Raw genomic sequence first — 23,239 nt, forward strand, 5'->3', positions numbered from 1 at the left:
ACAAATCCATTTTTATCACCCCCACCTTAATCCTCCCCCATCAAAGGGGGAGGAAAAAGTGAGGAGTACTCAGGACATGAATGTTGCCTTAGAATCTAAGGTCTCCAAAGAATCAGCAATAAATATCGCGGAGCAAAGGCTTGAAACCACAGGAGCGGTGCAAGTGCACACAGCAACTTTGTGCATTTGCCCTTTAGAAATGGACAGCGTAATAAGTTACTACTTAGTGTGGGATATTTCAATCGCTTGCTCAAATGAAATAGTGGGTTCCAGAAATAGCAAGAGAATCCTAATTGATGCCGTCACTGGTAAAATTTTGAAAGAATTTGATTTGATTTTTCATGGTAATTGGACTATTGATGGGCATGTGATGGGGGTAATCCGACCGGAATATCGTTATGATTCGCCAGATTGTCGGCTTTTTCCTTTTGAAAAACTTATTATAACATTGATCCGGGATATTATCATATTTTCTATACGAATGCCGTCGGTTACTATTATGACCAAGGATACACTTCGCAATCAACAAATCAATTAGAAATTAAACTTGCCGGGTTTTTTATTTCAGAAATGTGGAAAAAATGGTTTGATGCTATTCCACCGTGGATACATAATGCACCAATTGCTTCTCATTTCTATACATTTCCCAGTGCCGGAAGTCGCCATTATGATTATATCTGGTCTGAGAGCCAAGGCTCACAAGAGGAAGAAGCAATCAATGCTTATTGGCACACAACGAGAATTGGTAAGATAATAATGGATGAACCTTTTTGGTATTATGGTGCTGGTTATCCAATTAAAGTTTGGGTAAGTGAATATGACGGCGAATCACCATATTATAACCCATCTACCGAAGAATTATGGTTTACACGCTATTATAATTATCATTGGGCATTATCAAGTGACTGCATTTATCACGAGTATGGCCATCATATTATTTGGAATGTCTATGGGAAAGATTTTATTGGTGGGACAAATCCTACTTCTCAGAGTCGCGCGATGGAAGAAGGTTTTGCAGATTATTTAGCTTGCACAATAAACGATGATTGCCTATCTGGTGAGGATGTGCCAATCCCGGGCAGTTTACCAAGAAATTTAGATAATCAACTTATGTATCCTTATAACATGATTAATGAAGCCCATCATGATGGTCAGATCATCGCTGGTGCTGTGTGGGATCTTAGAACTTATTTAGGTAAATATAGGGGAGATTACTTATTTTTAAAGGCGCTGCGTATTGTTCCTCAACCTGTTGATTTCTTCGAGTATTTAGAAAACACACTCATTGCTGATGATGACAATGCCAATTTATCGGATGGAACTCCACACGACCCGGAGATTTTACATGCCTTTAAAAACCATGGAATTACGCTAACTGATTATCTTCCGCATCCATATAATCTTCATTCCACGCTTATAGAGGCTGACAAGATTTATTTAGAATGGGATCGCATTCCTTATGGTGAAGATGGATTTATTGTACAGCGCTGGACTCAGGAAACGGGGTGGATAGATTTACCACCCACACCCTATTTGTGGTGTCACGATGAGAATTTGCAGCCAGCAAAAACCTATCAATATAGGGTCGTAGCTTATAAAGGCTCTTTACGCTCTGGACCATCAAATACAATTACAGTTCAAACGATTTGGGCACCCTACGACCTTTTTGCAAATCCTGTGGTTTATGAAGGCGTGCAGATCTATTGGACTGATGATTTGCCAGACGAGGAGGGGTTTAAAATTGAAAAGAAGATTGGCACTGGAAGTTATTCAGTGGTTCACACCACTGGACCAAATGAGACATCCTGGTATGATGATGATATTGAAAACTATTCTGGTCAACAGGTCAGATATCGGGTAAGGGCATTTACGGGCAATTACATCTCTGATACTTCAAATTCGGTTGTCATCCCATCGGCCCCCGGCATCTTTACGGATAGCCTCAAAGCGATTGGCAATCATGTTCACAATGCGGGATACTTCAACTGTCGTAGTTTAAGGCGAGCAAATGATGGAGCCTGCCATTTGGTATTGGTTCATCATGGCAGAATATGGTATACAAAATCAACCAACAATGGCACAACCTGGCAATTAGCCATTCCACTTACTGAGCAAAATCCATCTACGCCCTCCTTGGCAATTAACTCATACAATCATCCCTGTTTTGTGTGGGATGAGACTAACGCACAGGGCAATCATATGCTTACATACGCATATCAGGATATTTCCGGAAATATCCATAAGTTCGCACTATTGACAAAACCTAATAGGTTATACCCTTCAATCGCAATAAGCCCTTCGGATTTGGTTTATATCGCTTATGTTGAAGATTCAACTTATAGTGCCGGTAAAGTGAAGCGAGTGGAATTTAATTATGATAATCCTGTGGCTTCAAATCCTGTGGTATATAATACTGCTGGCCCCCAGGGTATTTCAATAACCACCGACCCGCTGGGAAATCCCCATCTTGTTTGGATACACCGTTATATGGGCCACTCAATAAAATATGCAGGTCCCGATGGAAGCATAGAGACCGTAGGCGGCGGTGATGCACCTGATATTATTGCGAGTTCCGTGAATAATGTGCGTGTAGTTTGGGCTTCAAGCGGTGAAATATATTACAGGGAGCGCACCAATTCTGGGTGGGGGAATAGTATAATAGTAACTCAAGACCCTGCAGTGGGGAATAATGTGTATTTTCCAAGAATAACCCATAATAATGCTGTGCTTTTTAAAGGAACTTTTACACCTGAACCAGGTAATATTTTTGGTGTGCAACCGAGTGTGTTTTCTACGCTTGCTACTCTTCTTACTGCAAACACGCGCTATTACGATGCGGTGCCATTGCCGGGTGGGACTACCCCAACAGTATTGTTGGCTACTCAGCGGAATACCTCAGTTACTGGATTATACAAAATCGCATTTCTTATTAAACCAATACCTTTAAGACTACCGCATTATTGGGATATCATATATTCTTTACCATCTGGCCCACCTGTAGAATTCACGGCTTATAACAATTCAAGGCGGTTGATTCGGGATGCGAGTGGAGTTTTGCATCTGGCATTTACGAGCGGGAATAATATCTATCATACTTTCTTACAGGATACGAGCTGGGCAGAGCCGGAGTTCGTTGCCCAGGGGATGTATCCGTCATTATTATCGGGTGATGGCAATCTCTATTCTATCTATGCCCACAATGAACCATACCCTGCATTCCTTGAGGAGTTGAGATTCGCAAAGAGGGATGCAACTGGCTGGACAGTCTCTGATTTTCCAGTTGCCCATACCTATAACTCATTCTTATGGGGGATTGGTGCACCTTCATTTGCAATAAAAGATACAATCGGCTATTTTACCTTTGAGTCAATCTTTGGACCACAATTCCATCCACTCTCTGATAGTGGTTATGTGATAATGATGATTCTACGTCAGGGTCAGGCACTGGTCTATGGCAAATTCTCGCTCAATCATCCGGAAAACTTCCAGTATCAAATAATTGACTCATATTCATTCCCCATCATTCCTGTTGATACATTTAGGTATCGTGAGATAGTGAAGGATTCATTGGTTTCTCCATCAATTGCGGTTGATAATGATGGTGTGGTGCATATCTTATGGGAGGGGAGGGGTGATTCATTGAGGTATTATCGGATTGTAGATACGGTAATTACCAGAGAGTTCTATCCAGGCAATGGGATTGATTATCCATTTATTACAATGCGTGAGGACCAGATTGACCATTTCTGGTGCGATGCGGAGAGTATAAAGTATCGTTATGGCTGGACTGGGACAGAAAATTTGAGCGAGACCCAGGCTGTGGCGAGTTGTGAGAGTCCGATTTCAAGTGGACAGTATTTGACCTGGACAAAGCGAGAAGATGGTATTTCCCATCTATACTATGGTGCGATTCCGGCAAGTGGCACAATAAATCCAATAGAAATAAACTATTCTACAGATTTGATTTCCTATCCCCAGATTCTATTCAACCCAAAGCCTCCATCAATTGACCTGGTCTGGACCGAGTATAGTGAGATTGATTCAATCGGCAATATCTACTATCTCAATCTACCCCTGACCGAAGTCGCGCCAAAGTATGCCTTTGATATGGGAACTGAGACACCGGTGCCGATTCTGGTCCAGAGGGACGGGTATAAGGTATTGGGGACTGAAGACTATAAGACATTTGATTATGACAGCACAGAATTGGTCTATCATTTAACCTTGCATTCGCCGCATACAAAATACAGGATTCGCTGGACCTGGTATCATGAGGAGCAGAATAAAATAAAATTGCAGTTCAATATTGATGATATCTTTCACCATAATAAATGGGTAAAACCAGGAGAAAAAATAATAGAGGAATCCTGGATTCCAGATGCCTGCGTTCAAGATAATGAGATTACGATAAAAGTAAAGGTCTTAAATGGCACGATTGCAGTCCTTTCAGGATTTGAGATTTATGCAGAAGAGGTTGGTGGCGGTGGTCCACAGGGTAGCGAGGCACAGATTACAAGGCCATTTTATTTTGATAAGATATATCCCAATCCGACAAAGGGGATTTTTAAGATTCGGTATAATTCCCCGGACAATCGCAAGTTAACAATCAAACTCTATGATGTCTGTGGCAGGCTGGTGCATTCGCAGGAAATAATCAAATCGAAAATTGGAATAAACGAGGTCTTGATAAAGCCCGATGGATTATCAGCCGGGGTTTATTTTGTTAGACTTGAGACCGATGGCTATCAAAAAGTGGAAAAGGCAATTCTTCTTCGTTGAGGTGCCGAAACAAACAGCGAACTGAAAAAACGGGCAGCAAAACCGTATAACCTCATATGAGATAATGTGGTGGCAGAGATTGCTCTGCAATAAATAAAAAAATCGCAGTAAGAGAGAGCGCTCTGCAAAAATTGAGAATGCATTAGCTTGCTAATGCAACGATTAGTGATTGGGATTTAAATATCGTTTGGGTTCTGGGATTTGGAATTTTGATATAAAAAAATCCAGGGTATTGGGTCAATTTTTTCTCTTTGAAAGGAGGTGATCCAGCCGCACGTTCCCGTACGGCTACCTTGTTACGACTTAGCCCCAGTCACCGACCCTACCTTCATCCCGCTAAAGCGGGACTTCGGGTATTGTCGGCTCCCATGGCTTGACGGGCGGTGTGTACAAGACCCGAGAACGTATTCACCGCAGCATGCTGATCTGCGATTACTAGCGATTCCGGCTTCATGCGGGCGAATTGCAGCCCGCAATCCGAACCATGCCTGTCTTTGGTGGGATTTGCTCAGCCTCACGGCTTCGCTCCCCATTGTAACAGGCACTGTAGTACGTGTGTAGCCCTGGGCATAAAGGCCATGATGACTTGACGTCATCCCCACCTTCCTCCCCGTTAACCGAGGCAGTCCCCTTAGAGTGCCTTCACCCCTAAAAGGGCAAGATGGCAACTAAGGGCAGGGGTTGCGCTCGTTGCAGGACTTAACCTAACACCTCACGGCACGAGCTGACGACAGCCATGCAGCACCTGTGCTGGCTCCCTGCCGAAGCAGGGTCCCTCGCCTTTCGGCTCAGTACCACCAGCATGTCAAGCCCAGGTAAGGTTCTTCGCGTTGCCTCGAATTAAACCACATACTCCACCGCTTGTGCGGGTCCCCGTCAATTCCTTTGAGTTTCAACCTTGCGGCCGTAGTCCCCAGGCGGTGCACTTAACAGGTTACCTCCGGCACACACCTTATCGGCATATGCCAAGTGCACATCGTTTAGGGCTGGGACTACCGGGGTATCTAATCCCGTTTGCTCCCCCAGCTTTCGTGTTTCAGCGTCAGGACCGATTGATCGCTATCCGAAGATAACAACCAACCGGCTCTCCAAAAGGAGACCGCACCAGAGAGCCGCCTTCGCCATCGGCATTCCTCGCGATATCCACGCATTCTACCGCTACACCGCGAGTTCCACTCTCCCCTCACGGCCTCAAGTCCGGTAGTTTCGGATGCAATCCTCCGATTGAGTCGGAGGCTTTCACACCCGACACACCAGACCGCCTACACACCCTTTACGCCCAGTGATTCCGGACAACGCTCGCCACCTCCGTATTACCGCGGCTGCTGGCACGGAGTTAGCCGTGGCTTCCTCGCTGGGTACCGTCATCATCGTCCCCAGCAACAGGGGTTTACATCCCGAAGGACTCCATCCCCCACGCGGCGTCGCTGCGTCAGGCTTTCGCCCATTGCGCAAATTTCTAGACTGCTGCCTCCCGTAGGAGTTGGGACCGTGTCTCAGTTCCCATGTGGGGGGACGTGCTCTCACACCCCCTACCCGTCATCGCCTTGGTAGGCCGTTACCCTACCAACTAGCTGATGGGCCAAAGGCCTATCCTGGAGCGACCGAAGCCTTTCCTCCCAGGACTTGCGTCCTGTGAGCATATGGGGAATTAGCCCCACTTTCGCAGGGTTATGCCCCACTCCAGGGTAAGTTACCTTTGTATTACTCACCCGTTCGCCACTAACACCCTGCTGTATTGCTACAACAGGATGTCCGTTCGACTTGCATGTCTAAGACACGCCGCCAGCGTTAGTCCTGAGCCAGGATCAAACTCTCCAGAAGGATAATCAAAATTTCTGGGACCCAATACCCTGGACAATTCTCAAAAGGCAGATTGTCAAAGACCAAATCTAATAATTTTTAAACTTGAGCATATATATTATAATCAAAACCAAAAAAAAGTCAAGGGGAAAAATGCCTGAGTTATCCATATTTTTTATATCTTGCGAAGGAAGGATGAAACTTATAGGCAAGATTTGTAAGGGTAATCAATGATTTAGCGCTGGGTACTTTTGTAGGGCAAGGCTTTAGCCTTGCTTAAATTGCCAACCTGAGGTGGTAACCGGGAAAATGGTAGGCGCAGGCTTTAGCCTGCGGATAAATTTTTTTGAATCCGAGGGTATTTCGCACCTTGAAGGGTGCGGCTACCGCTAATAATTTAGCGCATAAAAATGATTTGACAAAAAGTGGAGGGAACTCAGGAAAAATGCAAGTTTGGATGTCAATCCTAACAATTAATTATAGAGGGATGAGGTTGGGCTTTCGGAAAAAACAAAATCTATAATATGCCGATAACTTCATCTCCTGGGTTAATTTTTAAAGTCTCATAAGCACTCTTTTTAAACCCGGCAATCTCATAGTAGTTTGAACTCCCTTTTATCCCGAAAATTTCGCCCGCCTCACCTTGGGCATAAAACTTTTTTATCGGAAATCGCCCAAATTCGGAGATTTCAATTTTTTTCAATGGTATATTAATGGGAATATTCGTTATCAAATTTCCAAAGTTGTCAATATAAACGACCTCTCCATAAATCCGGTTTTTGACTCTCTTTATCCGGGGAAAAGGGAATTTATAAAATTCATTTATCCGCCGGCCGATTTTTTCGGGTGCAATCCCGAGACTAATCTTTGCCGCGGCTGGGCCAAAAATATCGCGGGCATGAAATGTGCGACTAATTTTCTGGTGCATTTTTATCTCATAAACAATTGGAGTATTGTTATAAATGTAGGAAAATATGCCGTTATCAGGTCCAACAAAATAATAACCATCAGAAAAGACTACCAACGGCTTCCTCCTGCTCCCAACCCCAGGGTCAACGACCGCGAGATGAATTGTTCCTTCAGGAAAATTTTTGTAAACCATTTTTAATACAAAGGCCGCACCTTTTATATCAAATGGTTTCAAATCGTGTGTGATATCAACGATCTGGACACTCGGATTTATCCTAAGTATTTCACCCTTAACTGCCGCAACAAACCAATCCTTATTGCCAAAATCAGATGTAAAAGTGATAATCATACCCCTCAACCTTAAACCGTTCTTCCTTCCTGGTGATCTTTTTCAACCATTTATACCATTTTTCAGGTAACAGTTGTGCGATAGCCATGCCACTTTTAAAAATCATTGGAGCGATCTCACACTTTGCCATCAATCTTTCTTTGCCAAACAGAAATAAAAAGATTATCAGCACAAAACTAAAGAACAACCCCTTTATAAAACCGAGTCCGCCGCCCATTAAGCGGTCCATAATTCCAAGTGGTGTCAGATGGATCAATCGGGCGAGCAATCTTCCCAGCAGGGAGATCACTATAACCGTGAGCAAAAAAATAATTAAAAAAGCGAGATATTTGGGGATACTTAACCGTTCGGAATACTCCAGGGCAAGAAAAATACCAAGGATTATGCCGGTCAGGTCAAAAATACTCCGCACGAAGCCTACCACAAGACCTTGGATGATTAGCACTATAATAAGAATTAGAATCACAATATCAACTACGCACATGATTTAAATTATAAATATTTTTCCGAGGACTGTCAATCTTGACATCGCTCTTTTTTTAGTTATGCTTAGAGGTGGATTGTGCTAAACTTTATCTGGTGTTTTTAATCAAAATATAGTAGACCATAAAGGGGGTATAAAATGAAAGAAAAGGTCGAACAGATCCTTGCCGAAATAAGACCAAATCTGCAGATGGATGGCGGCGATGTAGAACTGGTTGAGGTTACGCCGGATGGAACGGTTAAGGTAAAACTGACGGGCGCCTGTGGTGGTTGCCCGATGAGTATGTTAACCTTGAAGATGGCGATTGAAAAAAGATTAAAAGACGCCATTCCAGAAATCAAGGCGGTGGAACAGGTTTTTTAAAACACAGGAGGTAATGTGCCGGTAGTCCATTTAACCGATGCCACCTTTGATCAGGAAGTAAAAAACGCAGAATTACCAGTGTTGGTTGACTTTTGGGCACCCTGGTGCGGACCCTGCCGGATGGTTGCTCCCACCATCGATGAAATCGCTGAAGAATACAAAGGTCGATTGATAGTCGCCAAAATCAATGTTGATGAAAATCCGGAAAAGACCGCGGAATACCGGATCATGTCTATTCCCAATATCAAAATATTCAAAAGCGGCAAAGTAGTAGATGAGATTGTTGGCGCAGTGCCCAAAGAAGAAATCGTGAAAAAGATTCAAAAGATTTTATGAATCTAAAGGCACTCCATCTGGTATCCTATGGCATTTATGTTGTCACTTCCCGAAAAGATGAAAAAATAAACGGTCAAATCGTCAACACTGTTTTTCAGATAACTGCCCACCCACCCCAGATGGGAATTTCAATCAACAAACAGAATCTAACCCATGAATATATCAAAAGCAGCAAAGTTTTCACTATTAACATTCTTACCAAAACAACCCCACCCAAATTCATTGGACAATTCGGCTTCCGGTCTGGACGTGAAATAGATAAATTCAAAGATGTGAATTTTAAATTGGGTAAGACCGGCGCCCCAATCATCATCGATAACATACTGGGTTTTATTGAATGCGAGGTAGTTAATAGCATTGATTGTGGAACGCATACCCTGTTTATCGGCAAGGTGTTGGAAGCAGAAATAATGGTGGAAAGTGGAGAACCTCTTACTTATGATTATTACCATAAGGAATTGAAATTGAAAGTCCCCAAGACCGCTACTACCTATCTACCAGAAAATAAATGAGTTGTCCCAAAGGAGGTTAAATGCATATTCGGGAAATAAAAGATAAAATCTATTGTGTGGGTGCCAATCACTGGGACCGCCGACTTTTTGATGAATTAATCCCCTTACCTGATGGAACGAGTTATAATTCTTATTTAATTATTGGCTCGGAAAAGACTGCCCTCATTGATGCGGTTGACCCGACGAAAGAAAATGAATTGATAGAAAATCTAAGAAAATTAAATATTCAGAAAATTGATTATATCATTTCACACCATGCAGAACAAGACCATTCAGGCGGTATACCAAGGGTGTTAAAAGTGTTTCCAATGGCAAAAGTGGTAACGAATGAAAAATGCAAGGGCATGCTTATGGACCTATTATTGGTTCCGGAAGATAAATTCATTAAAGTGGATGATAACGAAACATTGTCCCTCGGCAGCCGCACCCTGCAATTTATTTTTGCACCCTGGGTTCATTGGCCCGAAACGATGCTTACATATTTAAAAGAAGAAAAAATCCTGTTCACATGCGATTTATTTGGTTCCCATTTTGCAACGAGTGATTTATACGCAACTGATGAAGCAAAAGTTTATGAATCGGCAAAAAGATATTACGCCGAGATTATGATGCCTTTCAGAAAGAATATCCAAAGGCATCTACAAAAGTTGAGTGATTTTCAAATTGATATCATCGCACCAAGTCATGGCCCAGTTTATAATAGACCCGAATTTATCATCAATGCCTACAAAGATTGGACATCAGATAATGTCAAAAATGAAGTGGTATTTCCATATGTTTCAATGCATGGCAGTGTAGAAAAAATGGCGGAATATTTTATCGATGCCATAATGGAACGGGGTATCACCATCAAACCATTTAACCTAACAAAGACAGATATTGGTGAACTGGCGATGGCACTCGTTGATGCGGCAACGATAGTGATTGGAACTCCAACCGTGCTCACTGGACCACATCCATTAGCATTTTACGCAGCCTATTTATGCAACGCATTGAGACCAAAGACGAAATTTGCTTCAATAATCGGTTCATATTCCTGGGGCGGTAAGATGCTGGAAAAGATAAAAGAATTGATATCCAATTTGGAAATAGAACTAATCACACCGGTGATTGCTAAAGGTTATCCAAAACAAGCAGATTTCAAAGCCCTTGATGCCCTCGCCGATGGTATCCTCGAAAAACACCGCTCGTTAGGCATAGTTTAGAAAATTTTCTGATTACTCTAATCGCAGGTATTTGTGGACCTGCGGTATTATCCGCACATCATTCAATCTTTCCAGGGCTTTTTTCTGGATATCAAGAAGATTGGGAATCCGTCGGTTGAAGACCGGTTGAATTACCAAGGGAATATTATCATTTACCTTTTCTATTATTGAAACAACCTGGTCCAGCTCGCGGGGGATGAAATTTTCATTTATCACAATCTTCACAAATACCTCTTTTTTTGCAGCCCGCTTGAGCATCTCTTCATGTTTTTTCCACATTGCCGGGCGACCGGTAGCCGTAGGTATCTTGAAGTCGAGTGCAATAATATCTATTTTGTCTGCAACCATTTCAAAAGCACCAGGCAGGGTGCCATTCGTCTCCAGATAGATCAACTTATCCATTTTTTTTAACTCATTGCAAAGGTCGAGCAAAAATAATGGTTGGAGCAACGGTTCGCCGCCGGTGAGAACGATAATTTTTTCGGGGATTTTATCTAAGATAAAACTTAATTCCACGGGATTGGGATAGTGTTTCTTTTGATATACTAAGACACCTTCTTTCTTCTGACATTCCGGCACATCACAATAGTTACAGGAAAGGTTGCAACCCAAAAAACGGATAAAACTCATCCGTTGTCCGACCCTGATCCCCTCTCCCTGTATGGAGGTAAATATCTCCCGAATAAAGCCCGGCATAACTTTTAATGACAAACACTCACTGCACCCATTTAACCTTACACCGGGCGATGTTAATCTTCTCAATTTCTTTTGTATAACGGTCCATTACGAGATTAGCAAACTCATAAGGTTCAATGTCGTAATCCTTTAAACCTTTGGTTTTCACCGGGGTGTTGGTAGAGGTAATATTTATTCCAAAATGGATGAGCGAGGAAAGTGGCGAAACAGTAGCAACCGAAATAGAAAGTTTAGCATCATCTTCATAAAGGTCGGAATTGACCCTTCTAACAATGAGTCTTCCTTTTATTTCGTTTATCGCATCGCGCACAATACAGGTAAGCAGCAGTTGTCGGAGAATAATCTTCTCAATGTCAGTATCATAATGTTCAACGATAAAATGGAGCATGTATTCAGAGTAGATTGCCTTACCCGCCTTCAAATCTTCAATATCCACCATCTCTTTGAGTTTTACATCGCAAGGACCACAAAAAGCAATGATGGAGTCCCCAACGATCCCAAAAGTGGTATAGGCAAAATTACTCCGCAATTGCTCCCCGGTATAGGCAATTTCATCTTTGATGAGTCTATATCTCATTTATTTCCCCCTTTTCAGTTGAAGTTAATCTTTTTTTCAAATAAGGCACCAGTCCCCCTGCATCCAAAATCTCAAGAATAAATTGAGGTAAGGGTACCCCCTGGATTTCTTCTTTAGTGCGGGTATTTTTTATTACACCCCTTTTCAAATCTACCTCCAGAATGTCATTGTGTTCAACTTTTTGAGTTATCTCTTTGGCAATCATTATGGGCAATCCCAGATTTATCGCATTGCGGTAAAATATCCGGGCAAATGATTCGGCAATCACCAGACTTATTCCGAAGTATTTGAGACAGGTTGCCGCCTGTTCCCGGGAGGAACCGCAGCCGAAATTTTTGCCCGCGACGATGATATCTCCAGGTTTTGCGGTCTTCAGGAAATCAGGATAGGCAAGTTCAAAGCAATGTTTTGCCATCTCCTGGCGGTCGGTGGTGATGGAGAGGTACCGACCCGGATAGATATCATCGGTATTGATGTTGTTTCCAAATTTATAGACCTTTCCCCTGATCATATGCTAACACCTCGATGAGAACCTTAAAAAGTTCTAAAAGAAGAAATTTTTTCATTGTGGTTCAGTGATTTCGCCTTTGATTGCCGAAAATGCAGCAGTGGCCGGTGATGCCAGATAAATAAATGAATCCGGACTGCCCATCCGGCCTTTGAAATTGCGGTTTGTCGTAGAAAGGCATACCTCACCTGCTGCGAGCAAACCCTGGTGCGCACCCAAACAAGGACCACAACCCGGATTTAAAACCAGTGCTCCGGCTTTGATGAATATCTCAATGTAACCGGCTTTTAAGGCCTCAAGATAAACCTGGCGCGAAGCGGGAATAATTAAAAGGCGCACCTCCGGATGGACCTTTTTGCCCTCAAGGATTTGAGCAGCAATTTTTAAGTCCTCCAATCGTCCGTTGGTGCAAGAACCGATGAGCACCTGATGGATCTTCAATCCCGCAACTTCCATCACCGGTTTAACATTATCAACCGCATGGGGACAGGCAATCTGAGGTCGGAGGTCACTAACATCGTAGTTTAATGTCTGGCAATATTCGGCATCCTTATCGGGTAATACCACCTGAAATTTTTTTTGTGTCCTTTTGCGCACAAATTCAATCGTCTTTTCATCCGGAGAAACAAAGGCATTCTTTGCCCCCATCTCCATAGACAGATTGGTAAGTACCATCCGAGAAGCAATGGACATTTGGGAGATTGTCGGACCCCAGAATTCCACGGATTTATAATCCGCACCATCCGCCTTTAATTGTCCGATGATATAAAGAATCAAATCCTTGGCAGACACATATTTCCGAAATTTTCCTTGCACATAAATCTTAATAGACTCCGGCACCTTGAGCCATAATTCCCCAGTAGCCCAGACACCCGCCATCTCCGTGCCGCCGATTCCAGTGGCGAAAGTCCCAAATGCACCATGTGTTGTAGTATGAGAATCAGTCCCCACCAAAACCTCTCCTGGTCGGCAATGACCAAATTCGGGAAGTATCTGGTGACAAATGCCTTCTTTTAAATCATAAAAATATTTTATCCTCTGCTCTTTTACGAATTCCCGGATTCTCTTATGAGTGGTAGCGGTTCTCTCCGACTCGGCAGGAATTCGGTGGTCGAATAGAATCACAATCTTTTCGGGGTCCCAGACTTTTTTTACTCCAATTTCCTGGAATGCCCTCAACACCACATCCGCATTCTCATGGCTCATTGCCACATCTACCCGCGCCATCACTATCTCATTGGGAACGACTTTTTTCTTCCCGCTCGCTCTGGCTAAAATTTTTTCGACGATAGTCATATTTCTAAGGTTCTTTAATCAAATCACGCTCCCATGGTCCGTCGTATTCTACTTCTTGTTCACACATCCGGCGCATCGGCTTTTCCCTGGTCATCTCCTCATAGGCGTGGGCAATAAGCCCGGCACACCGACCTAATAAGAAGAATGCCTTGCCCAAACGCCAGTCAAATTCCATGTCCGAAATGATTGCCGCAATTGCTCCATCCACATTGACCGGCAAAGGTTTAGTCTTGGCGAACTCTGCTTCAATGACTTTCGTCAACCGGATATGGTCATTGGTAATATTCAATTCGTCTGCCAGGGCAAATAATTTTTTGGTGCGTGGGTCCTCGGTGTGGATGCGATGTCCAAAACCGGGCATGTATTTGTTTAGTGATCTCAGATGATTGAGCAAGTCTTGGGCGGTCTGTTCAAAGCTCCAGTTTTCTTTCTTCATCTTCTTTACCCATTCTTGAAGAATTCTTGCCGCATCTTCAATCGCCCCCCCGTGCACATCACCTACCGCTAAAATACCTGCGGCCACAGCCGTAGGCAGGGGCACGCCAGCAGAAGCCACAATCCTTGTCGCATGGGTTGAAGGTGGAGTAGTCCCATGGTCGATGGAGGCGGTGATTATTGCATCCATCATTTTTGCTTCACGCTTATCGGGTAAACGACCTTTGATCAAAAGAAAAAAGGCTGAGGCAAACGGAATATTGCCAATCAAATCTTCCTGGCGATATCCCCGGGTTACAATATGATTAGGTTCAATCTTGGTTATGCCACTCTTCCAAATCAATCTGCCTCCTTTTTGGCATAGTTGATTATATTAAACAAAAATTTTTTGTCAATGGATGTTAGCTATACCATATTGCAACAAATCAGCCATAGAATAGAGACCCGGTGGTTGTTGCACAATAAATTTGATTGCGCGTAAGGCGCCGGCGGCAAAACATTGCCGGTTTGTAGCATAGTGGCGCAGTTCTAAAAACTCTCCTTTACCAAAGAACAGAATCCGGTGTTCACCAACTACATCTCCACCCCGCACCGCCGTAATCCCAACTTCATTTCTTTTTCTTCCTTCACTGATACCACTACGCCCATGGACGAACTCGGTATCAGGTCTAACTTCCTTTATCTTCTCCGCAATCAACAGCGCAGTTCCTGAAGGGGCATCTTTTTTTGCCCGATGGTGTGTCTCCACGATCTCTATCTCGTAATCCCCAAGGACCTGTGCTGTGGTGCGCACAAGTTCGATCAGCTGATTTACCGCCAGAGACATGTTAGGACTTAGAAAAATGGGAAAGGAGCCGGAAAATTCTTTTATCGTCGTAATCTCATCCGGGGTAAATCCAGTGGTACCGATTAGATAAGGCTTTTTATAAGGTGCTGCCTTTTTTAGATTTTCCATCGTTGCCCGATGATTGGTAAACTCCACCACGCAGTCCGCCTCTGATATTACCGATGATAAATCTCCATAGATGGGAATGCCTTCTATCTCCTTATTCACCAGCGGGTGGGTACCTTCCTCAATCCCGGCAATTATCTGCATGTCTTTCTCCATCAAACAGAGATTTATTATCTCTTTCCCCATCCGCCCAGCAGCCCCACATAACACAATCTTTAACATAATTTTACTCCGTATTCCATCAGCCTTTTTCGCAGCAAAATAGTATTTTCCTCACTCATCGGTGCTAAGGGAAGGCGGGGATTACCCGCTGCCATACCCATCAATTCCATTGCTTTCTTTATGGGAATAGGATTAGTCTCAATGAATAAAGCTTTCACCACAGGAAACATCTTTATATGAAGTTCTTTTGCTTCGGAAAATCGTCCCTCAAAGAAAAATCTGCACATATCAGCGACAGCGCGGGGAAAGATATTAGCAATGACCGAAATCACACCCTTTGCTCCGATTGCCAGCATCGGCAGGGTGAGCGAGTCATCACCGGAAAGAATATCAAACCCTTCACCTACGAGACTGACTAATTCCGAAACCTGATCAAGATTTCCGCTGGCTTCTTTGATGCCGACAATGTTTTTACAATCCTTTGCCAGACGAGCAACAGTCGAGGGTAAAATGTTTACTCCGGTTCGTCCCGGAACATTGTAAATTATTATTGGTAAATCAGTAGCACTGCTCACGGATTTGTAATGTTGATACAATCCCTGTTGGGTTGGTTTGTTGTAATAGGGGGTTACGACCAGCAGCCCATTGGCACCGTATTGCTGGGCTTTCTGGGCGATTTTTATTGTCTTCGCTGTAGAATTCGTTCCCGCCCCGGCAATTACCGGAATTCTGCCATCGGCTATCTCAAGAGATATCTTGATCACCCGTTCATATTCCTCATCACTTAGCGTCGGACTCTCTCCAGTAGTGGCACAGGCAACAATGCCTGCCGAACCATTTTCAATCAAAAATTTGAGATTTTCTTTCAACCCGGTCTCATCAAGGGTATCATCCTTAAATGGCGTTACTATCGCAACATAAGAACCCTTATACATCCTACCTCCTTTAAATTTTCTTCAATCTACGCAGAAGTTCATAAATCCGATTAAAATCTTCCAGACTTAAACAATGGATCGTGATTGTGCCTTTATTACGTTTCCATTCCAGAGTCACTTTTGTCCTTAAAATCTTTGATAACTCATCTTCCAGCAAAAGAAGATTTGGTTCTTTTTCTCTACCCGGTCGGATTTTGGGAAGTTTTGCCCATCTCTTGATTAATCTCTCGGTTTCCCGGACCGAAAGTTGTTCTGAAACAATCTTTTCTGCAGCCTGGAGCATTGATATTTCGTTTTCCAGTGAAAGTAGAACCCGGGCATGTCCCTCCATGAGTAATCCCTTTTTCAAATATTCTTTTATCTTCTCCGGCAGACTGAGCAACCTTATTGCATTGGTAATGGTCGAACGATCCTTGCCCACAAGCCGGGCAATCTGCTCATGGGTTAGATTGAATTTTTTGTTGAGTTGCTCATAAGCCAGAGCCTCCTCTATCGGATTCAAATCCTCACGATGGAGATTTTCAATCAAACCGATTTCCAACAATTCCTGCTCCGATAGTTCGCGCACAATCGCTGGTATCTCAGAAAGACCCGCCAGTTGAGCCGCCCGGAATCGCCTTTCACCCGCAGCGAGAATATATTTATCGTTGTATCGTTTCACGATTATCGGTTCAATCACACCTTTCTCTCTTATGGACTCAACAAGCTCTTTGAGATTCTCCTCGGATATCTTTTCACGCGGTTGATAAGGATTGGGCTGAATACTCGCAAGCGGAATCATTCTAAATCCCTCCTGGAGAATAGTCTTTTCCTCGCGTGAGATCAATGCCTCAATACCTCTGCCTAATGCCCTTTTACGCATGATTTAATATCTCCCTGGTTAAATGGAGATATGCCTGGGCACCGCTGGAAGAAATATTATAGTGCAAAACGGATTTTCCGAAAGACGGTGCCTCCGCAATACGAACCGAACGAGGAATGATTGTTTCAAAAACCGAACCGGCAAAATGCTTTTTTATCTCTTCCACTACCTCCCTGGAGAGATTCAATCGGCCATCATACATCGTCAAAAGGATTCCTTCAATTTTTAAACTGGGATTTAAATTTTCCTTAACACTCTTCAAGGTTTTCAGCAATTTCTCAAGCCCTTCCAGGGCATAATATTCGCACTGGATCGGGACAATCACACTATCGCAGGCAACAAGGGCATTGAGAGTGAGTAAACCCAAAGATGGTGGGCAATCAATGATTGCAAAATCATATTCACCGTCAATCCGGATTAAGGCATCTTTTAATTTGCGCTCACGTTCACTCACCGCCACCAACTCCACCTCTGCTCCAACCAAGTCCGGAGTTGAAGGCAACACAGAGAGATAAAGCCATTTCGTTTTGATGACCGCCTTAAAGATTAGTTCTGGTTCAAAAAGACAATCATAAACAGAAATCTCCAGGTGTTTATAATCAATGCCCACGCCACTTGTAGCATTTGCCTGGGGGTCAAAATCAACTAAAAGGGTCCTTTTTTCGGCCAGAGATAATCCAGCTGATAAATTCACTGCGGTCGCAGTCTTTCCCACTCCACCTTTTTGATTACAGATGGCAATCTTGCGCATGATATAATTTTAGCAAAAAAACTCTCTAAGTCAACAATTTTCTTTATAAATTAATTATTGACTTTTTGCCAATTATAATTATAATCAAAAAATTAGAATGAAGGGGCTCATCCTTTCCGGTGGTTTTGGCACCCGATTGCGGCCGCTGACCTATACGAGTGCCAAACAGCTCATTCCTGTGGCTAATAAACCAATAATTTTTTATGGAATTGAATCTTTAGTCAATGCCGGCATAAAAGAAATCGGCGTCATCGTTGGTGAAACAAGGGAAGAAGTGAAAAATATCGTAGGTGATGGCTCTCGATGGAAAATCGAAATAGAATATATTTATCAACCAGTGCCCCTCGGTCTGGCACATGCAATTAAAATTGCTCATGATTTCCTCCAAGATGAACCCTTTATCATGTATCTCGGTGATAACATTTTAAAAGAAGGGGTAAACGATTTTATAGAAAAATTTAATAAAGTTCGGCCCGATGCGTTAATTCTTCTCACCCCGGTCAATAATCCGCAGGAATTCGGTGTTGCAGTGGTTGATGAAAAAGGCATTGTCAAAAAGCTTATTGAAAAGCCTAAAGAACCCCCCTCAAACCTGGCGCTGGTAGGTGTTTATTTATTCAACAAAAATATCTTCACGGCAATTGACCATATCAAACCGTCATGGCGTAATGAACTGGAGATAACCGATGCTATCCAGTGGCTCTTGGATAATGATTATAATGTTATTGCCGATCGGGTAAAAGGCTGGTGGAAGGACACTGGCAAGCCTGAGGATATAATTGAAGCCAATCTTTTGGTCCTTGAAGATATTGAACCCAAAAACGAAGGAACATCCATTGATACGGTTATGAATGGCCGACTGGTCATTGGACCAGGCACCAAGATTGAAAAAAGTGTGATCAGAGGTCCTGCGGTCATTGGAAATAATGTGCTTATAAAAAATGCCTTTATTGGTCCCTTCACCTCGATCGGTGATAATGCGGTAATAGAAAATTCCGAGGTCGAATGCAGTGTAATTATGGAGGGGGCAAAAATATTAAATATCAATAAACGCATCGACCGTTCGATCATTGGAAAAAATGTTATAATTAATCAAACGAATACCTCACCGCGCAGTCACCGGTTTTATCTTGGAGACCAGAGTTTTGTGGAGTTAGTAGAATGAAAGAGTTAATTGGTTTTAAGGGTAAAGAGTTAATTTCCGGAGTGAAAGTAAAACATCTCCGTCTCCTACCGGATGAACGGGGACGATTGATGGAGATTCTCCGGCAGGATGATGAATGTTTTGAAAAATTTGGCCAGATCTATATCACCACTGCTTATCCCGGGGTAGTCAAGGCATGGCATTATCATAAATTGCAAAACGATAATATGACGGTGATAAGGGGAATGGCAAAAATCGTCCTTTATGACGACCGGACGGATAGTCCCACCCTCGGTCTCATCAATGAATTCTTTATCGGCGACCATAACCATCTGCTAATTCATATCCCCAGATTAATCTGGCATGGTTTTAAGTGCATCAGTGAAGAAGAATGTATTATCGTTAATATCGTTACAGAACCTTACAACTATCAAAATCCTGATGAATATCGTAAACCCGCCCATGGTTCGGATATTCCCTATGACTGGGCTCGCAAAGATGGATGATCTATTAAATCCGAAATCCGAGATTCGAAATTCGAAATTATTATGAGAGTATTGATTACCGGTGGTTGTGGTTTCATTGGTTCCAATTTTATTCGTTATTTTAACTGTAAACATCCCTATTACAAGATTTTAAATGTTGATAAACTCACCTATGCTGGTAATTTGGAGAATTTAAAGGGGATGGAGAAGAAAGGTAATTATCACTTTGTTCGTGCAGATATAAGCTCGGCTGCGGCAATGCGTCGGATATTTGAAAAATTTCGACCCGATGCGGTGATAAATTTTGCCGCCGAGACCCATGTCGATCGGAGTATTATGAGCCCAGCACCTTTTATTAAAACCAATGTAGTAGGTGTGGGTGTGCTATTAAACCTTTCGTTGAAATATCAGATAAAGAAATTTTTACAGATTTCCACTGATGAAGTTTATGGATCAATTCTCCATGGAAGTTTTCGCGAAGATAGTCCGCTCGATCCTTCTAGTCCATATGCCGCAAGTAAGGCGGCAGCCGATATGCTCGTGCTCTCATATTACAAAACCCATGGCCTACCCATACTGATCACCCGCTCTTCTAATAATTACGGACCCTATCAGTTTCCTGAAAAACTGATTCCGCTGGTTATTTTAAATGCGCTCAATAATCGTAAGATACCCGTTTATGGGGATGGAATGAATGTGCGCGACTGGCTATATGTGGAAGATAACTGCGAGGCAATTGATCTGGTATTCCATGAGGGTAAAATCGGCGAGATCTATAATATTGGTGGAGAGAACGAATTGACTAACCTATATGTGGTAAAATATATCCTCCGCTTACTGAATAAATCCGAAAGTCTAATCACCTTTGTCAAAGACCGTCCGGGACATGACCGAAGGTATTCCCTATCATTGAGTAAAATCCGCCGCCAACTGGGCTGGCATCCTAAGGTTTCATTCGAAACCGGGCTAAAACGCACAATTGAATGGTACCGCAAAAATCAGAAATGGCTCAAAAATGCCCAGAGCGGGGAATACCGGAATTTTTATAAGCAATATTATTCCAAACTGGGTTTGAAAGAATTCTAATGGCGAATTTTGTTGTCGCCATCGACGGTAAAGCGGGCTCTGGCAAAAGTACTACCGCCCGGGGCTTAGCAAAAAAACTAAATTTTTTCTATCTTGATACCGGAGCAATGTATCGGGCTTTCACCCTTAAATATCTCCGATTCCAAAAAGCGGCTGGCAAATCGTGGGAAAATGGTAGACTTGACATGGAATTGATCAAGCAACTCTTAACCAATACCCGACTTGAATTAATCAAGGATGATGGTGAATTAAAAGTATTACTCGATGGTGAAGATGTGAGTAAAGAAATCCGTTCCCCTGAGGTTAACCAACTTGTCTCCCCTATTTCCGCGATTAAAGAAGTACGTGCCTGGATGGTAGCAAAACAAAGGGAAATTGCTCGAGATAAAAATATCGTCTGCGAAGGCCGGGATATGACAACTGTTGTCTTTCCCGAAGCCCAGGTGAAGATTTTTATGGATGCTGATTTGGCGGTTCGGGCGGAACGACGCCGCAAAGAATTGTTGGAAAAAGGGATAAACATCAGTTTTGAGGAATCGTTGGAAAATTTAAGATATCGAGATGAATATGACTCCAGCCGTGAACATTCGCCGCTCAGAAAAGCGACTGATGCGATCCTTGTTGATACTACCAATTTAACGATTGAACAACAAATTGAATTAGTTGAAAATATTGTAAAAGAAAAATTAAAATCGGTTAAGTAACAGAGTTCCCACCAATTCAGGTAAAGCATTTGGTGTTCCTAAATCTCCAGGATGAAACCAACTGATTTCTGGGATCTTCTTAAACCAGGTAACCTGTCTTTTGGCGAAATTCCGGGTATGCCTTTTTGCCTTTTCTATTGCCGTCTGCAAATCCCATTCCCCTTGTAGATATTTTACAATCTCCTTGTATCCAATCGTCCGCAGACCATAACAGTCAGGTTTAAAGCCCATATCTAAAATTTTTTTAACCTCATCAACAAGACCATTCTCAATCATTCTATCATAGCGCCCATCAATTCTTTTATACAACTCATCGCGGTTTAGAATAATTCCAATGTATTTCGCTCGGTATTTCGGTTTTCTTTTTTCTTTTTTGATCAATTCACTCAAAGGTGTTCTTGTAATCTCATATACCTCCAGCCCCCTCAAAATACGCTGTTTGTCTTTTGGTCCAATCCTCTCCGCCCATTGGGGGTCAATCTCCTGGAGTTTCTTATAAAGATAACCAATACCCCTCTCTTTTAATAAATTTTGCAATCTTTCTTTAAGTTCTTTATCTGCCTGAGGTAATTGATGTAAAGGGTTAAATAATGCCCGGATGTATAAACCAGTTCCACCACATACAATGGGCATCTTACCTTTAGCCAGGATTTCCTCAATCAGTCTTTCTGCATCCCTGGCAAACTGACCACAGGAATAGTTTTGGTCTGGTTCCAAAAAATCAATCAGATGAAACGTCACCCTCTTCCTTTCTTCTATGGTTGGTTTGGCAGTTCCAATATCCAAATACTTATAAACCTGCCTTGAATCCGCCGAGATTATCTCACCATTAAACTGCTCAGCAATCCTAATCGCAATCTCCGTCTTGCCAACCGCAGTCGGACCAATAATCGTAATAATCTCACGCATACATCAATTATAGTAAAATATTTTAATAGTGCAAGGTTTTCATTGTTTTGCATATATCTCCTTGACCATCCAACAAATTGGAATATAATCTCTTAATGAGTAGTCACCATAATCACAAAATCAATGCCCGCAACATTATCTTTGTAATTTTCTTAAATTTTTTTATCACCATTGCCGAGGTAATTGGTGGTCTGTTATCAAACAGTCTCTCCTTAATCTCAGATGCCCTCCATAATTTCAGCGATGGGATTGCTATTTTAATCAGTTATTTTGCCTTCCGCCTCGGGCAGCGCAAAAGCACCGTACAAAAAACCTTTGGTTATAAACGAGCAGAGATTATCGCCGCCCTGTTTAATGCCTCAGTTCTGATAATCATTATCTTCTTTTTATTCAAAGAGGCAATTACCCGACTCTTTTCACCCCGTCCCATTGATAGTAATCTAATGATGGTTATCGCCGTGATCGGTCTTGTCGCCAATCTCCTCGGTGTCTTTTTATTAAAAAAAGATGCAGGACACAGTATCAATATCAAATCTGCCTATCTTCATCTGGTTGCCGATTCATTATCATCAATTGCGGTAGTGATTGGTGGTATTCTAATAAAGATTTTTAACATTTATATCGTTGACCCCATACTGACTATTGCAATTGGTATTTATATTTTGCGGGAAAGTTATCTAATTGTGCGCGATACGGTTAATATCCTTATGCAGTCAACACCCGAAGGGATTGATCTGATGGCAATCAAGTGTGCGATTGAAAGCATTCCTGAAGTTCATAATCTCCACCATGTCCATATATGGCAACTCACTGACAAAGATATTCATTTTGAAGGACACATTGATGTCTGTGAAGATTATAAAACGAGTGAAGTTGCCGGGATTATTAAAAAAGTTGAAGATTTACTTGCCGAAAAATTTGGGATTAGGCATACTACTATCCAGGTAGAATTTAACACCTGCACAGAGAAGGATATTATCAAATATTGCTGAACCCA

At 42.5% G+C, this 23,239-nt stretch carries 23 protein-coding genes and 1 rRNA gene; 11 read left to right on the forward strand and 13 right to left on the reverse strand.

The genetic code is table 11. The features are described from left to right. Positions 1-76 precede the first annotated feature (76 nt). Both ABIL39_03730 and ABIL39_03735 read left to right on the forward strand, forming a co-directional pair. Positions 77-538 carry a PepSY domain-containing protein gene (locus ABIL39_03730; protein MEO0165231.1) on the forward strand — a complete coding sequence of 154 codons (462 nt, stop codon included), beginning with the start codon at positions 77-79 and terminating at the stop codon, positions 536-538. A 32-nt stretch (positions 539-570) separates the two neighbouring features. Further along, positions 571-4,779, forward strand: coding sequence for a T9SS type A sorting domain-containing protein (locus tag ABIL39_03735; GenBank protein ID MEO0165232.1), 4,209 nt, complete (start codon positions 571-573; stop codon positions 4,777-4,779). A 254-nt stretch (positions 4,780-5,033) separates the two neighbouring features. Here ABIL39_03735 and ABIL39_03740 read toward each other — a convergent pair. The 3 genes from ABIL39_03740 to ABIL39_03750 form a co-directional block, all read right to left on the reverse strand. Further along, positions 5,034-6,603 (reverse strand): 16S ribosomal RNA (locus ABIL39_03740). 496 nt (positions 6,604-7,099) lie between these two features. Further along, entirely contained in the window at positions 7,100-7,840 is a 741-nt protein-coding gene (locus ABIL39_03745) for an SAM-dependent chlorinase/fluorinase (protein MEO0165233.1), read from the reverse strand. Further along, positions 7,818-8,324 carry a CvpA family protein gene (locus ABIL39_03750; protein MEO0165234.1) on the reverse strand — a complete coding sequence of 169 codons (507 nt, stop codon included), beginning with the start codon at positions 8,322-8,324 and terminating at the stop codon, positions 7,818-7,820. The genes ABIL39_03745 and ABIL39_03750 overlap by 23 nt, the downstream gene beginning before the upstream one ends. A 138-nt stretch (positions 8,325-8,462) precedes the next feature. Here ABIL39_03750 and ABIL39_03755 point away from each other — a divergent pair, with 138 nt between their 5' ends. Genes ABIL39_03755 through ABIL39_03770 form a run of 4 tightly spaced genes read left to right on the forward strand, consistent with a single transcriptional unit; the run spans position 8,463 to position 10,740 of the window. Further along, positions 8,463-8,687, forward strand: coding sequence for a NifU family protein (locus tag ABIL39_03755; GenBank protein ID MEO0165235.1), 225 nt, complete (start codon positions 8,463-8,465; stop codon positions 8,685-8,687). 15 nt (positions 8,688-8,702) lie between these two features. Then, positions 8,703-9,023, forward strand: a complete 321-nt coding sequence (gene trxA / locus ABIL39_03760; GenBank protein ID MEO0165236.1) for a thioredoxin — start codon at positions 8,703-8,705, stop codon at positions 9,021-9,023. Beyond that, complete coding sequence (locus tag ABIL39_03765; protein MEO0165237.1) at positions 9,020-9,535, forward strand: flavin reductase family protein; 516 nt, start codon at positions 9,020-9,022, stop codon at positions 9,533-9,535. The genes trxA and ABIL39_03765 overlap by 4 nt, the downstream gene beginning before the upstream one ends. 20 nt (positions 9,536-9,555) lie before the next feature. Then, positions 9,556-10,740, forward strand: coding sequence for an FprA family A-type flavoprotein (locus ABIL39_03770; GenBank protein ID MEO0165238.1), 1,185 nt, complete (start codon positions 9,556-9,558; stop codon positions 10,738-10,740). Between the two features lie 12 nt (positions 10,741-10,752). Here the strand turns inward: ABIL39_03770 and ABIL39_03775 are convergent, their stop codons facing one another. From ABIL39_03775 to ABIL39_03815, 9 genes are read right to left on the reverse strand one after another with little or no spacing between them, the layout of a single operon-like run. Continuing rightward, positions 10,753-11,451, reverse strand: coding sequence for a 7-carboxy-7-deazaguanine synthase QueE (locus tag ABIL39_03775; protein MEO0165239.1), 699 nt, complete (start codon positions 11,449-11,451; stop codon positions 10,753-10,755). Positions 11,452-11,455: 4 nt separating this feature from the next. Next, positions 11,456-12,013, reverse strand: a complete 558-nt coding sequence (locus ABIL39_03780; GenBank protein MEO0165240.1) for a DUF366 family protein — start codon at positions 12,011-12,013, stop codon at positions 11,456-11,458. Continuing rightward, positions 12,003-12,524, reverse strand: a complete 522-nt coding sequence (locus ABIL39_03785; protein MEO0165241.1) for a 3-isopropylmalate dehydratase small subunit — start codon at positions 12,522-12,524, stop codon at positions 12,003-12,005. Before ABIL39_03785 ends, ABIL39_03780 begins: the two co-directional genes overlap by 11 nt. Positions 12,525-12,575: 51 nt before the next feature. Continuing rightward, positions 12,576-13,817 (reverse strand): 3-isopropylmalate dehydratase large subunit, encoded by a 1,242-nt coding sequence (locus ABIL39_03790; protein MEO0165242.1) that lies wholly within the window; start codon positions 13,815-13,817, stop codon positions 12,576-12,578. 4 nt (positions 13,818-13,821) lie between these two features. After that, positions 13,822-14,595 carry a citryl-CoA lyase gene (locus ABIL39_03795; GenBank protein MEO0165243.1) on the reverse strand — a complete coding sequence of 258 codons (774 nt, stop codon included), beginning with the start codon at positions 14,593-14,595 and terminating at the stop codon, positions 13,822-13,824. A gap of 48 nt (positions 14,596-14,643) precedes the next feature. Beyond that, positions 14,644-15,426 (reverse strand): 4-hydroxy-tetrahydrodipicolinate reductase, encoded by a 783-nt coding sequence (gene dapB, locus ABIL39_03800; protein ID MEO0165244.1) that lies wholly within the window; start codon positions 15,424-15,426, stop codon positions 14,644-14,646. Beyond that, on the reverse strand, positions 15,420-16,301 hold the full coding sequence (dapA, locus tag ABIL39_03805) for a 4-hydroxy-tetrahydrodipicolinate synthase (GenBank protein ID MEO0165245.1): 882 nt from the start codon (positions 16,299-16,301) through the stop codon (positions 15,420-15,422). The genes dapB and dapA overlap by 7 nt, the downstream gene beginning before the upstream one ends. Before the next feature lie 10 nt (positions 16,302-16,311). Continuing rightward, complete coding sequence (locus tag ABIL39_03810) at positions 16,312-17,163, reverse strand: ParB/RepB/Spo0J family partition protein (GenBank protein ID MEO0165246.1); 852 nt, start codon at positions 17,161-17,163, stop codon at positions 16,312-16,314. Next, positions 17,156-17,917, reverse strand: a complete 762-nt coding sequence (locus ABIL39_03815; GenBank protein MEO0165247.1) for an AAA family ATPase — start codon at positions 17,915-17,917, stop codon at positions 17,156-17,158. Before ABIL39_03815 ends, ABIL39_03810 begins: the two co-directional genes overlap by 8 nt. A gap of 94 nt (positions 17,918-18,011) precedes the next feature. Here ABIL39_03815 and ABIL39_03820 point away from each other — a divergent pair, with 94 nt between their 5' ends. The 4 genes from ABIL39_03820 to cmk are packed head-to-tail and all read left to right on the forward strand — an operon-like array spanning position 18,012 to position 21,333. Next, the gene (locus tag ABIL39_03820) at positions 18,012-19,079 is read left to right on the forward strand and encodes a glucose-1-phosphate thymidylyltransferase (GenBank protein ID MEO0165248.1); all 1,068 of its coding nucleotides are present in this window, start codon (positions 18,012-18,014) and stop codon (positions 19,077-19,079) included. Then, positions 19,076-19,564: a dTDP-4-dehydrorhamnose 3,5-epimerase family protein gene (locus ABIL39_03825; GenBank protein MEO0165249.1), complete on the forward strand. Its 489-nt coding sequence runs from the start codon at positions 19,076-19,078 to the stop codon at positions 19,562-19,564. Before ABIL39_03820 ends, ABIL39_03825 begins: the two co-directional genes overlap by 4 nt. A gap of 42 nt (positions 19,565-19,606) precedes the next feature. Next, a complete protein-coding gene (rfbB, locus tag ABIL39_03830; protein MEO0165250.1) occupies positions 19,607-20,629 on the forward strand; it encodes a dTDP-glucose 4,6-dehydratase in 1,023 nt (340 codons plus the stop codon). After that, complete coding sequence (gene cmk / locus ABIL39_03835) at positions 20,629-21,333, forward strand: (d)CMP kinase (protein ID MEO0165251.1); 705 nt, start codon at positions 20,629-20,631, stop codon at positions 21,331-21,333. Before rfbB ends, cmk begins: the two co-directional genes overlap by 1 nt. Here the strand turns inward: cmk and miaA are convergent. After that, entirely contained in the window at positions 21,316-22,242 is a 927-nt protein-coding gene (gene miaA, locus ABIL39_03840) for a tRNA (adenosine(37)-N6)-dimethylallyltransferase MiaA (GenBank protein ID MEO0165252.1), read from the reverse strand. The two genes, cmk and miaA, sit on opposite strands and share 18 nt — an antisense overlap. 95 nt (positions 22,243-22,337) lie before the next feature. Here miaA and ABIL39_03845 point away from each other — a divergent pair, with 95 nt between their 5' ends. Then, positions 22,338-23,234 carry a cation diffusion facilitator family transporter gene (locus tag ABIL39_03845; protein ID MEO0165253.1) on the forward strand — a complete coding sequence of 299 codons (897 nt, stop codon included), beginning with the start codon at positions 22,338-22,340 and terminating at the stop codon, positions 23,232-23,234. The last annotated feature ends 5 nt before the right edge of the window (positions 23,235-23,239 follow it).

This window comes from candidate division WOR-3 bacterium (assembly GCA_039802205.1).
In the GTDB taxonomy this organism is placed as follows: Bacteria; Hydrothermota; Tepidihabitantia; order SM23-42; family JAOAFX01; genus JAOAFX01.

Bases quoted from the DNA above. Each gene is read 5' to 3' on its own strand.
- ABIL39_03730 (MEO0165231.1), top strand. From the start codon at position 77: ATGAATGTTGCCTTAGAATCTAAGGTCTCCAAAGAATCAGCAATAAAT.
- ABIL39_03735 (MEO0165232.1), top strand. From the start codon at position 571: ATGTGGAAAAAATGGTTTGATGCTATTCCACCGTGGATACATAATGCA.
- ABIL39_03745 (MEO0165233.1), bottom strand. From the start codon at position 7,840: ATGATTATCACTTTTACATCTGATTTTGGCAATAAGGATTGGTTTGTT.
- ABIL39_03750 (MEO0165234.1), bottom strand. From the start codon at position 8,324: ATGTGCGTAGTTGATATTGTGATTCTAATTCTTATTATAGTGCTAATC.
- ABIL39_03755 (MEO0165235.1), top strand. From the start codon at position 8,463: ATGAAAGAAAAGGTCGAACAGATCCTTGCCGAAATAAGACCAAATCTG.
- ABIL39_03765 (MEO0165237.1), top strand. From the start codon at position 9,020: ATGAATCTAAAGGCACTCCATCTGGTATCCTATGGCATTTATGTTGTC.
- ABIL39_03770 (MEO0165238.1), top strand. From the start codon at position 9,556: ATGCATATTCGGGAAATAAAAGATAAAATCTATTGTGTGGGTGCCAAT.
- ABIL39_03780 (MEO0165240.1), bottom strand. From the start codon at position 12,013: ATGAGATATAGACTCATCAAAGATGAAATTGCCTATACCGGGGAGCAA.
- ABIL39_03785 (MEO0165241.1), bottom strand. From the start codon at position 12,524: ATGATCAGGGGAAAGGTCTATAAATTTGGAAACAACATCAATACCGAT.
- ABIL39_03790 (MEO0165242.1), bottom strand. From the start codon at position 13,817: ATGACTATCGTCGAAAAAATTTTAGCCAGAGCGAGCGGGAAGAAAAAA.
- dapB (MEO0165244.1), bottom strand. From the start codon at position 15,426: ATGTTAAAGATTGTGTTATGTGGGGCTGCTGGGCGGATGGGGAAAGAG.
- dapA (MEO0165245.1), bottom strand. From the start codon at position 16,301: ATGTATAAGGGTTCTTATGTTGCGATAGTAACGCCATTTAAGGATGAT.
- ABIL39_03810 (MEO0165246.1), bottom strand. From the start codon at position 17,163: ATGCGTAAAAGGGCATTAGGCAGAGGTATTGAGGCATTGATCTCACGC.
- ABIL39_03820 (MEO0165248.1), top strand. From the start codon at position 18,012: ATGAAGGGGCTCATCCTTTCCGGTGGTTTTGGCACCCGATTGCGGCCG.
- ABIL39_03825 (MEO0165249.1), top strand. From the start codon at position 19,076: ATGAAAGAGTTAATTGGTTTTAAGGGTAAAGAGTTAATTTCCGGAGTG.
- rfbB (MEO0165250.1), top strand. From the start codon at position 19,607: ATGAGAGTATTGATTACCGGTGGTTGTGGTTTCATTGGTTCCAATTTT.
- cmk (MEO0165251.1), top strand. From the start codon at position 20,629: ATGGCGAATTTTGTTGTCGCCATCGACGGTAAAGCGGGCTCTGGCAAA.
- miaA (MEO0165252.1), bottom strand. From the start codon at position 22,242: ATGCGTGAGATTATTACGATTATTGGTCCGACTGCGGTTGGCAAGACG.
- ABIL39_03845 (MEO0165253.1), top strand. From the start codon at position 22,338: ATGAGTAGTCACCATAATCACAAAATCAATGCCCGCAACATTATCTTT.